Consider the following 1609-nt stretch of genomic DNA (forward strand, 5'->3'; position numbering starts at 1 on the left):
GCGAGCCAGCGCCACCGACAGCGGATGTGCCGAGGCCTCGGCCAGCGCCAGCGCCACCGCCAGGTCTGCGCCGGACCGCTCCTCCAGGTTGACCAGCTCGGGCCTCCCCGCGGTCAGCGTGCCGGTCTTGTCGAATACCACCGTGTCCACCTCGGCCAGCCGCTCCAGCGCGGTGGCATGTTTGATCAGCAGCCCCTGGCGGAACAGCCGCCCCGACGCGGCGGTGGTCACCGCCGGCACCGCCAGGCCCAGCGCGCAGGGGCAGGTGATGATCAGCACCGCCGCGGCGATGTTCAGCGCCACCCGCAGATCGCCCGCCCACAGGAACCAGCCGAGAAAGCTCAGACCCGACAGGATATGCACGCCCGGCGCATATAGCTTGGCCGCCGCATCGGCCAGCGAGGTATAGCGCGACCGCCCGGATTCGGCGATCGCCACCAGTTCGGCCATGCGCTGCAACGAACTGTCCCGGCCCACCGCCATGGCCCGCACCGTCAGCGGCCCGGTCAGGTTGACCTCTCCGGCGCTGACCCCCAGACCGGGTTCGGCAAAAACCGGCAGCGTCTCGCCGGTCAGCAGCGACCGGTCGATTTCGGACCTCCCGCTGACAATCTCGCCATCCACCGGCATCCGCCCGCCCGGCCGCACCAGCAGCAGATCGCCCGGCGCCACCTCGGCGATCGGCACCTCGCGCTGTTCCCCCTGTTCCAGGCGCAGAGCACGCGGCACTTCCAACGCGCTCAATTCGCTGGCCGCCGATCGCGCCACCGCGCGCGTGCGATGGTCCAGGTAACGGCCCGCCAACAGGAAAAAGGTCAGCGTCAGCGCCGCGTCGAAATAGGCATGTGCCCCCGACAGCGCGGTTTCCCACAGCGAGGTGGCCAAAGCCAGCAGGATCGCCAGGGCAATCGGCACATCCATGTTCAGCCGCCGCACCCGCAGCGCCGCCCAGGCGTTCACGAAAAACGGCTGCGCCGCATAAGCGATCGCCGGCAGGCTGATCGCGGCCGAGATCCAGTGGAACAGGTCGCGCGTGGCATCCGTCGCCCCGGACCAGACCGAGACCGATAACAGCATCACGTTCATCGCGGCAAAGCCGGCGACCGCCAGCCGCACCAGCAGGGCACGGCCCGCCGCGTCCGCCTGCGTCGCACTCAGCGCGCCGGGGTCCAGTTCGTGCGCTTCATGGCCCAGCTCGGCCAGTGCCTCGATCAGGTCGGCCGCCGTCACCTCCGGCGCCGCCTCGACCAGCGCCCGTTTCAGGGTCAGGTTGACCCGCGCGGACTTGACCCCCGGTTGCGCCGACAGGCCGCGTTCGACCGTGGCGATACAGCCCTGGCAATGGATCCCCGGCAATGACAATGCGATCTGCGCCGCCGCCGGCGGTGCCACCACCTCGCGCACCGGCGCGGCAAGGCAGCCGGGACAGGCCGCCGCCGGGGCATGCTGCAGCTGTGCCACCATCGCCCCGGCTATCCCCTCACCCACAGGGCCAGCCGCTGGGCAAATGCGGTGCCGTCCTGCGCCTGCGCGTTAAGGCGCAGCTCCCACTTGCCCGGCCCCAGCTCCAGCGGCGCGGCATAGCGCTGGCCGTCGAATTGGAAATCCG

General features: G+C 70.7%; 1 protein-coding gene. It reads right to left on the minus strand.

Going from position 1 to position 1609, the window contains the following annotated elements; translation table 11 throughout:
* The coding region (locus tag CVM52_RS25580; protein ID WP_100165048.1) for a heavy metal translocating P-type ATPase at positions 1-1464 on the minus strand (1464 nt) is incomplete at its 3' end.
* Positions 1465-1609: the final 145 nt, after the last annotated feature.

Source organism: Pseudooceanicola lipolyticus (assembly GCF_002786325.1).
GTDB lineage: Bacteria > Pseudomonadota > Alphaproteobacteria > Rhodobacterales > Rhodobacteraceae > Pseudooceanicola_C > Pseudooceanicola_C lipolyticus.